Raw genomic sequence first — 9062 nt, forward strand, 5'->3', positions numbered from 1 at the left:
CAGCGCCCTATTGTGAGTCTTACTATCAGGGTTTGCCTGACAGGAAGTTTGCACCTAAACGAATCTTGTCGGGAAGTAGACCTGCACCATGGTCCACGTCGCCAACAGAAATACGCTTACGGAACACGTAGTATGACCACACCGTGTATGCCAAGACGATGGGCACCAATACCACGGCCACAACAGTCATGACCGTTAGGGTTCCGGTTGTCGATGAAGCTAGAGGAATCGTCAACGAATACGCTGGGTCGACCGAAGACTTCATCACGTTTGGTGCCATGGCAGTGAATATCCACGCGACTGCTCCAGCAATACCGATGGATGAGAAGGTAAATGCCCATCCCTCTTTCTGGAAAGCCGGCTGCGCCATGACGGTGGAGAGCACTAGAGCAACTGCCGCAATGATGAGAGGAATCCAGGCCCAGATATTCGCGTTGAATGCGAACTGTCCCCAGATTACCCATATTGCAGCAACGAGTGTTGCTGCAATGGAGGCGGTTGCTCCAACCTTTACGCTGCGCTGGCGCAGTTCCCCTTCTGTTTTGAGTGCAAGGAACTGTGCTCCGTGGGCTAGACAGACCAGCAGCACGGCCACGCCACCGACCAAAGTGAATGGGGTGAAGAGCGACCAGAATCCGCCGACCATATTGAATACTAGGTTGCCGCTAGTTGCATACTCGGCTACAGCCTCGGGCGGAATAACCTCTGAAACATTGAGTCGGTTTTGGGCAACGATATTCATGCCTTGAACCAGGTTGGAGAAAGCAACGCCGAGAACCAGGGGTACCAGATAGGCGGACACTGTGTGCATCCAGTCCCAGGTAGTACGCCACTTGACGGAACGCACTTTCGAACGCCACTCGATAGCAGAAATACGGATGATGAGCAGCACCAAGAGAAGGAATAGCGCCAGGTACATGCCTGAGAACATTGTGGCGTACCAAGCTGGGAATGCCGCGAATGTGGCACCGCCAGCGGTGAGCAGCCATACTTCATTGCCATCCCAGTGCGGCCCAATTGTGCGGACCAGAACTGAACGCTCTTTGTCATTCTTGGCTACAACAGGCAACAGCATGCCGACACCAAAGTCAAAGCCTTCAAGAACCAGATAGACGGTCCAAAGAACCGCGATCAGAATAAACCAGAGAATGCTGAGAAATTCCATTGTCGTTACTCCCTCAGTATCCGAAGCTCAGCGTTTGAGCGTTGTCGTCTTCATGATCCTTGGCGGCATCATCACCGTGGATATCTTCACCGCGGTACATTCCTTCAAGGACGAAACGTCTCATCAACCATACCCAAACAACGCCCAATGCGGCGTATAGCAAGGTAAAGACGATCATAGTGAGCAGGACCGCGCCCGCGGACACATTCGTTGATATGCCAAGGGGCGTCATCATGAACACATTGCCCAAATCCGATCCTGCGGCCATAGCCTGCATATTTGGATAGACAACCCAGGGTTGACGGCCCATTTCGGTAAAGATCCACCCCAACGATGCTGCGATGAAAGGCATAGGAACAGAAATGATTCCGAATGTGCCCAGTGCTTTCGAGCTTGGAGTGCGCCCACCGCGCATTGCGAAGAGAGCCCACAGGGCCAGGATCGCTGAGAAACCACCAAATGCGATCATCAAGCGGAAGGTCCAGAACGATACTTGCTGGTTAGGAACGAAATCGTACTGGGATGCATCACCGTACTGGTCCGTGAACACGTCGTTGCTGTTGAGTTGTTCGACCATCCGTGCCTGAATGTCAGCCACGCCTTCAGCGGGTGCCGAGAACGAATTCGACGCTAGGAAAGAAGCCAGTCCAGGAACTTCGATGAACCGCGAAGGCTGTTCTGTATCGCTGGCATCTAGCGGACACTCATCAAAAGTCATGACAGTAAAGGACGCGCCTTCGGTATCCACACATATTGCTTCAGCTGCCGCCATCTTTGCGGGCTGTATTTGTGCGAGCTCTTGACCCTGGAAGTGTCCAGAGACCACGGTCCCCACACCGCCGGCGAGCACTGCCCACAGACCGAAGATAACGATAGGTCGCCATACGTTCTTCGCTTCTTTTTGGGCGGGTTCAGAGCCCTCACGCATTGCGCGAGTCATCCACCAAATGGAAATCCCTGCGACAAAGGTTCCTGCTAGAAGCCATGCGGATGTGACAACGTGAGAGAAGGTAAGCCCTAATACGGGGTTAGTGAGCAGTTGGAAGAAACCTCCGACGCCGTCAAGCTCTGCTCGCCCAGTTTCAGGGTTGAATACGGTGCCAACAGGATTCTGCATCCACGAGTTGGCAGCCAGGATCCATAAAGCTGAAAGATTTACGCCAGCTGTGAATAGCCAGATGGTTGCCAGGTGAGCTTTCTTAGAGATGCGTCCCCAACCGAAGATCCACAGTCCAAGGAATGTGGATTCAAGGAAGAAAGCAAGAAGAGCTTCGACGGCCAGAGGTGCGCCGAAGATGTCACCAACGAAGCGAGAGTATTCAGACCAGTTCATTCCAAACTGGAACTCTTGCACGATACCGGTGGCGACGCCTAGGGCGAAGTTAATAAGGAGTAGTTTACCGAAGAATCGCGTGGCCTTCAGCCATACCTCTTTCTTACTCGCCATCCACATGCTTTGCATGATGGCAACCAAGAGAGATAGGCCGATGGTCAGTGGGACGAGGATGAAGTGGTAAACGGTCGTAATACCGAATTGCCAGCGTCCCAGCGCGACAGGATCAAGCGCTGCCGGCAGGAAGTCCATGTGTCCACCTTTCAGTGTGTTGTGGTCTAGGGCACTCGATAGGTGTACCGGTGCCTTGCCTCTCCACGATACATCATGACCGGATGGTAAAGGGACCTATTACCCACGGTGATTCGACCGAAATGGACGAGATTTTGCTGACAGTTGGGATGGCGTGATTCTTTCAGGAGGGCCCTTATGCGATAATCGGACTATGGTTTGGTGCTGCACACCCAGCACCTTGACTCGCTTTTAGTTGAGAAAGCAGAGAGCCAGAGAGTTTTCGCCCCGAAGAGGGCGCGTGAAACAGGGCTGGTGGCGCCTAGGTGTGGAGGCCCCGCCGCATATGGAGAGTTTTGAATATGAAGAACGATGCGGGCGCAGCTGCGCCCGCTCCAGCTGCAGCACTACTATTTCAGGCACCGCAATTTCAGGCGCCCCCTCCTCCGGCACCAGCGGCCGAAGTGGGCGCCAGCACAGATGAGCAACCTGCAAAAAAGACGCGAAAAAACGGCGCGTCGACAAGTGTAAAAGGTGGAGATAAAGACAAGGCTGTTGTATCTGAAATCACTGAGGCTGAAAAGCCGGTTCGTGCTAAGCGTGAAAAACAGAAAAATAACGCGAAGCCAGAATCTAAGGAATCCGAAACTGACCAAAGTGTAGAAGAAGTCGAAGGGACAAAACGCCGTCGTAGACGCTCCCGTTCAACAGCTACCCAAGAGACCGATCCCGTTGATGAGGTCACCGCACTTAAGGGATCTACTCGACTTGAGGCAAAGCGGATGCGTCGGCGCGAAGGGCGAAGAGAGGGACGTCGTCGCCAGTCAGTCACTGAAGCCGAGTTCCTTGCGCGCCGAGAATCAGTTGATCGGCAAATGGTAGTGCGACATAAAGACGGACTGGATCAGATTGCCGTTCTGGAAGACGGTCTTCTAGTAGAGCATTACGTGGCCCGGAAGACTCAACAGTCAATTGTGGGCAACATTTACCTTGGCCGCGTGCAAAATGTTCTTCCTTCGATGGAAGCCGCATTTGTGGATATTGGCCGCGGTCGTAACGCCGTACTATATGCCGGAGAAGTCAACTGGGATGCTTTAGGCATGGAGGGGCAGCCTCGCAGAATTGAGCAAGCTCTCAAGTCTGGTGATGCAGTCTTAGTTCAGGTCACAAAAGATCCTATCGGCCATAAAGGTGCCCGTTTAACCAGTCAGGTTACGTTGGCTGGGCGCTACCTCGTGCTGGTGCCTGGCTCCAATATGCTGGGAATTTCTAGGAAACTTCCTGACACTGAGCGCACCCGACTCAAGAAAATTCTCAAGGAATCTGTTCCAGAAGATACCGGCGTAATCGTGCGCACTGCTGCTGAGGGGGCCAGCGAGGAACAACTTCGTGATGACATCGACCGCCTAGTGAAGCAGTGGGAGAGTATCCAGAAGAAAGAAAAAGGCACCAAGAAAGCCCCGCAACTCTTACGCGGAGAACCCGAACTGGTCGTACGCGTAGTTCGCGATATTTTCAACGAGGATTTTAACAAACTTGTTGTTCAAGGCGAACCCACATGGGAGACAGTCTCGGAATATGTGGAAGACCTGTCACCTGACCTGCATGCACGGTTGGAGAAATGGAATGGGACCGAAGACGTATTCCACGCACTAAGAGTCGATCAACAGCTGGCCAAAGGTATGGACAGAAAAGTGTGGCTACCCAGCGGGGGAACACTAGTTATTGATCGTACGGAAGCTCTCACAGTCGTCGATGTCAATACGGGTAAGTTCATTGGTTCGGGCGGAACCTTGGAAGAGACAGTCACGCGTAATAACCTTGAAGCAGCCGAGGAAATCGTCAGGCAACTGCGTCTGCGTGATATCGGCGGCATCATTATTATTGACTTCGTTGATATGGTCTTGGAGTCCAACCGCGAGTTGGTCTTGCGCCGCCTCGTCGAATGTCTTGGAAGGGATCGAACCCGCCACCAGGTCACCGAAATCACCTCTTTGGGACTGGTGCAGATGACACGTAAACGTGTAGGTGAAGGCCTGGTTGAAGCGTTTTCTACCACCTGTGAGGCCTGCGAGGGGCGGGGATTTATCGTCCATGACCATCCAGTGGAACTTACGGTGACTTCTGGCAATTCGCGCCGCAATAATAACGGCAACGAGAACCGAAAGAAGCGTGGCACCTCTAAAGAAGAGGCAGTTGTCAGTCACGTGGGAGACGAGAAAGTCAAGACTGCTCTATCTGCTATTGCCGCAGCAACAGTCTCAGAAAAGAGCGCCGGTCAAGAGGTTCAAGAAACTCCTGCGCCAACGTCATCGTCCACTTCTACGAGGAAACGCTCGCGTAAGCCTCAGGAAAAAGAAGAGTCTGATGCCAAGGCACCGCGTTCAGTTGCCGAAATTGCTTTGCCAGAAGCTACTGGTGTACCGGCGAAGACGAAAACTGCTGCTGAAGTGAAGAAGCCTCGCACCCGCAGGCGCGTGACTTCCCAGCCCTCCAAGGAACCAGACGTAGTCGACGAATCTGCCCGCCAGGCAGTTCAGGCACTGTTCGAGTCGTAAAGGCGTGCGCAAACACACAGGTTCTTTCTGTTAATATTGGCCGTTTGAGCTTGAGTACCCATGGCGCACTAGGTAAATTAGGGTGCTGGTGCATAAGTACCCACCAAGCTCCGGCGAGTTAGTCAGGGTGTTTGGTTCAAGAAAAGATAGAGAAGAGCATTCAGTGGTCTACGCGATCGTGAAAGCCGGCGGACGGCAGGAAAAGGTGAGCGTCGGAGACGTTATCACTGTTGACCGTCTGGCCGATGAAATTGGTTCAGCTGTGGAGTTCAAACCAGTACTGCTGGTTGATGGTGATGACATTGTCACCGATGCTTCGAAGCTGAATAAGGTGAGCGTCAAGGGTGAAGTCCTTGAGGATGCCAAGGGCCCCAAGATCACCATCATTAAATACAAGAATAAGACCGGTTATCGTAAGCGCCAGGGGCATCGTCAAAAGCTCTCGGTTGTCAAGATTACCGACATCGCCTGAGAGGGGAATAGCAGATGGCACATAAGAAGGGTCTAGGATCCTCTCGGAACGGGCGCGATTCGAACGCGCAACGTCTAGGTATCAAGCGCTACGGCGGCCAGGTCGTAGGAGCAGGAGAAATCCTGGTTCGTCAACGCGGCACCAAATACCACCCCGGCAAGAACGTGGGACGTGGCAAAGATGATACTTTGTTCGCCACCGCAGCGGGAACCGTTGAATTCGGTAACTTCCGCGGCCGTCGGGTTATCAGCGTACTGGAGGCCTGAGAGGGCTTCACGCATGGGAAGGGCGTTCGGTATCTCCGAGCGCCCTTCGCTCATATCTGGAGGTAATACACATGGCATCCTTTGTCGATCGAGTAAAGGTCTTCGCTATCGCGGGCGACGGAGGCCATGGTTGTGCCTCGGTAAAACGGGAGAAATTTAAGCCACTAGGTGGACCCGACGGAGGCAACGGGGGAGACGGTGGCTCTGTTATCGTGCGCGTGGCAGCCGACGTGTCGACGCTTTTGAGTTTCCATCATCGTCCGCACCACAAAGCTGGAAACGGTGAGCCTGGAAAAGGCGACTTTCGGCAAGGTAAAGATGGTGAGGACGTAGTCCTAGACGTTCCAGACGGTACTGTTATTAAGGACCGTAAAGGCAATCTTCTAGCTGACCTGCGTGGTGCTGGAGCTGAACTCGTCATTGCACATGGAGGTAAAGGTGGATTGGGCAATGCTGCGCTGGCCTCCAACGCTCGCAAAGCCCCAGGATTTGCACTTCTCGGTGAAGATGGTGAAGAAACAGAGGTTATCCTCGAACTCAAGTCGATTGCTGACGTCGCATTGGTGGGGTACCCCTCTGCTGGAAAGAGTTCGCTTATTGCCGCAATGTCTGCGGCTAGACCAAAGATTGCCGACTACCCATTCACCACCCTTATCCCCAACCTCGGCGTGGTGCAGGCTGGAGACGTCCGCTATACGATTGCCGATGTACCGGGCCTCATTCCCGGAGCCTCGTCTGGCAAAGGGCTGGGACTGGACTTCCTGCGTCACATTGAACGTTGCGCAGTGATTGCCCACGTTATTGACTGCGCAGCATTCGAATCAGAGCGCGATCCTCTTTCTGATCTCACAATGATTGAAGCTGAGCTTGCAGCATACGAAGGTGATTTGGGTGATGCTGAAGGCTATATCCCTTTGATGGAACGACCGCGACTGGTAATCCTCAACAAGGTCGATTTGCCAGAGGGACGCGACATGGCAGAAATGATGCGGCCTGAACTTGAGGCGCTTGGATATCCGGTTATCGAAGTATCAGCGGTGAGCCACGAAGGGCTACCCGCACTTTCTTACGCGTTGGCTGCTGCCGTAGAAGAACAGCGTGAACTTTTACCTGAACTTGAAGAAGCCCGCCCGCTGGTTCAGATTGAACCGGTGAAGTCACGCAAGGGTGTCTCGAATATCACCGTGAGAAAAGTCCACTACGGTGGAGAAGATGTATTCCAGGTTCGTGGTGAGAAGCCAGAACGCTGGGTCAAACAGACAAACTTCGGCAATGATGAAGCCGTAGGTTACCTTGCGGATCGACTCGCTGCCGCAGGAGTAGAAGATCAACTGGCAAAGGCAGGAGCCATCCCAGGCTCACCAGTCGTTATTGGACCATTGGATGGTGGATTAGTCTTCGACTGGGAGCCATCGTTGTCTACAGGCGCTGAACTCCTGGGCGGTCGCGGCAGAGACTTACGATTAGAACAGAATGCCCGTCCATCAAGGGGGGAACGCCGCGCCGAATACCATCGCCGGATGGACGCTAAGGAAGAGGCGCGTCAAGAGCTTTGGACTGAACGGGAATCGGGGCAATGGGCTGACCCGGAGGATGATGCATGACTAGACCACGGATAGGAGTCATGGGCGGAACCTTTGACCCCATTCATCACGGTCACCTGGTGGCTGCCTCAGAAGCGATGAATGCTTTCGATCTAGAACAGGTTCTTTTTGTTCCCGCAGGTGTACAACCGTTTAAACAGGATCGACAGGTCGCCCCTGCCGAGCACCGCTACTTGATGACGGTGATTGCGACCGCGTCAAACAATCGCTTCAACGTGTCCCGCGTAGACATTGACCGCGAGGGGCCAAGCTACACCTATCAGACGTTGCGTACACTCCACCAGGAAATGCCAGAAACAGACCTCTTCTTCATTACGGGTGCTGACGCGATGGCAGAAATTCTTAGTTGGAAAAACAGTGAAGAACTTTTCGAGTTAGCGCACTTCGTTGGGGTCACCAGACCAGGCCATGACCTGGCAGACCAGGGACTTCCACACGAATCAGTGTCGCTGCTCGAAGTGCCAGCAATGGCGATTTCTTCCACTGATATTAGGGATCGGGCGCGACATGACAAACCTATATGGTACCTAGTGCCCGACGGCGTGGTTCAATATATAGGTAAGCATGGTTTGTACCAAAACTAGGAGATTGATGCTTGAAGTTGCCGCGACCGCTGCCGATGATGCTTTAGCCGCCGATATTGTTGCGCTGGACGTAACAGCTCTGACACCCTTTTCTGACACATTTCTTATTGCTACCGTCGATAACCCGCGACATATGCGTGCAACCATGAACGCTGTCTCCGAAGCGGTCAAGAAGGATAGCGGCAATCTCCCCAATTCAGTGGAAGGTGATGGGGACGCTGAATGGGTCATTCTCGATTACGGCGACCTTGTAGTGCACCTGTTTACCGAAGAAGGCCGCAGTTTTTACGCATTGGAGAAACTGTGGGGAGATGCACCCCGTCTCCGATTTGGTGCTGATCAAGTGACCCCTGTATAGTAAATACTCGTTGCGGGAGCAACAGGAGGGGCATTGGCGCAGTTGGTAGCGCGCTTCCATGGCATGGAAGAGGTCACGGGTTCGAATCCCGTATGCTCCACTCTAGTTGTCTTATGAGAACCGCCGTCGTGGGTTATTTCTGCTGGTTGTGCGGTGTTTCTTTCTTTTTTGATCGCTTCTTGGTGTTTGGCGGCTCTTCGGACTTTGGTGGGGTGTGAAGGTGTTTCATACTTTTAGGTGTGAAACGAAAAGATAATAGAAACAGAAGTGGACCCTGTTTTTTGGACAGTGTTGTAGGTGGGGTGCTTGCCGCATAATGGCTCTGTAGAGCTTGAAGGAGAGCAGTTCTTGTGGCACCTAAACGGGCTCTTCGGACTTTGGTGGGGTGTGAAGGTGTTTCATACTTTTAGGTGTGATCCAAAAAGATAATAGAAACACCTTCACTGTCTCTGATCCTACGTTGATTCTTCAGGCTTTGGTGAGTTTGAAAG

Annotated in this window: 7 protein-coding genes, 1 tRNA gene and 1 pseudogene; 7 read left to right on the top strand and 2 right to left on the bottom strand. The window is 53.0% G+C overall.

Annotated features, from left to right (window positions below; genetic code table 11):
• Nucleotides 1–25 precede the first annotated feature (25 nt).
• Complete coding sequence (gene cydB / locus FYJ24_RS02610; RefSeq protein WP_154543272.1) at nucleotides 26–1165, bottom strand: cytochrome d ubiquinol oxidase subunit II; 1140 nt, start codon at nucleotides 1163–1165, stop codon at nucleotides 26–28.
• A gap of 13 nt (nucleotides 1166–1178) precedes the next feature.
• A complete protein-coding gene (locus FYJ24_RS02615) occupies nucleotides 1179–2750 on the bottom strand; it encodes a cytochrome ubiquinol oxidase subunit I (RefSeq protein WP_154543274.1) in 1572 nt (523 codons plus the stop codon).
• Between the two features lie 341 nt (nucleotides 2751–3091).
• Here FYJ24_RS02615 and FYJ24_RS02620 point away from each other — a divergent pair.
• The 7 genes and pseudogenes from FYJ24_RS02620 to FYJ24_RS02650 all read left to right on the top strand — a co-directional run.
• A pseudogene (locus tag FYJ24_RS02620) lies at nucleotides 3092–4862 on the top strand (Rne/Rng family ribonuclease); the annotation flags it as partial.
• A gap of 588 nt (nucleotides 4863–5450) precedes the next feature.
• Nucleotides 5451–5759, top strand: coding sequence for a 50S ribosomal protein L21 (gene rplU, locus FYJ24_RS02625; RefSeq protein WP_318656476.1), 309 nt, complete (start codon nucleotides 5451–5453; stop codon nucleotides 5757–5759).
• Between the two features lie 14 nt (nucleotides 5760–5773).
• Nucleotides 5774–6025: a 50S ribosomal protein L27 gene (rpmA, locus tag FYJ24_RS02630; protein ID WP_154543276.1), complete on the top strand. Its 252-nt coding sequence runs from the start codon at nucleotides 5774–5776 to the stop codon at nucleotides 6023–6025.
• Between the two features lie 71 nt (nucleotides 6026–6096).
• A complete protein-coding gene (gene obgE / locus FYJ24_RS02635) occupies nucleotides 6097–7629 on the top strand; it encodes a GTPase ObgE (protein ID WP_154543278.1) in 1533 nt (510 codons plus the stop codon).
• The gene (gene nadD / locus FYJ24_RS02640) at nucleotides 7626–8213 is read left to right on the top strand and encodes a nicotinate-nucleotide adenylyltransferase (RefSeq protein WP_154543280.1); all 588 of its coding nucleotides are present in this window, start codon (nucleotides 7626–7628) and stop codon (nucleotides 8211–8213) included. The genes obgE and nadD overlap by 4 nt, the downstream gene beginning before the upstream one ends.
• A gap of 7 nt (nucleotides 8214–8220) precedes the next feature.
• Nucleotides 8221–8571: a ribosome silencing factor gene (gene rsfS / locus FYJ24_RS02645; protein ID WP_154543282.1), complete on the top strand. Its 351-nt coding sequence runs from the start codon at nucleotides 8221–8223 to the stop codon at nucleotides 8569–8571.
• A gap of 27 nt (nucleotides 8572–8598) precedes the next feature.
• Nucleotides 8599–8671, top strand: a tRNA-Ala gene (locus tag FYJ24_RS02650).
• Nucleotides 8672–9062: the final 391 nt, after the last annotated feature.

Source organism: Scrofimicrobium canadense (genome assembly GCF_009696615.1).
GTDB lineage: Bacteria > Actinomycetota > Actinomycetes > Actinomycetales > Actinomycetaceae > Scrofimicrobium > Scrofimicrobium canadense.